The sequence below is a fragment of the Pseudomonas sp. Kh14 genome (genome assembly GCF_900291005.1).
In the GTDB taxonomy this organism is placed as follows: domain Bacteria; phylum Pseudomonadota; class Gammaproteobacteria; order Pseudomonadales; family Pseudomonadaceae; genus Aquipseudomonas; species Aquipseudomonas alloputida.
Genome location: NZ_OLKJ01000335.1, coordinates 1 through 233, shown reverse-complemented (window position 1 = coordinate 233; position 233 = coordinate 1). Strand labels below are relative to the sequence as shown.

The following is a 233-nucleotide window of genomic DNA, read 5'->3' as shown; positions in this document are numbered from 1 at the left end:
CTTGGCGACCGCATCGCCGGCGGCGAGAATGATGTCGCACCCGCCGTCGCTGATCGGCGCACAGTCGTGACGGCGCAGCGGATCGGACACATAGGGGGCGGCGAGCAACTCGTCGACCGGGGCGGAACCCCGCAGCTGGGCATGCGGGTTGTTCTTCGCAGCCTCGCGGCTCTCGAACGCGATCTGTGCCATCTCGGCCTCGGTGATCTTGCCGGCTTCGAGCATCTGTCGAG

1 pseudogene is annotated in these 233 nt (G+C 67.8%); it reads right to left on the bottom strand.

Going from position 1 to position 233, the window contains the following annotated elements:
• Window positions 1-233 (bottom strand): annotated as a pseudogene (locus FQ668_RS28755) (lipid-transfer protein); the annotation flags it as partial.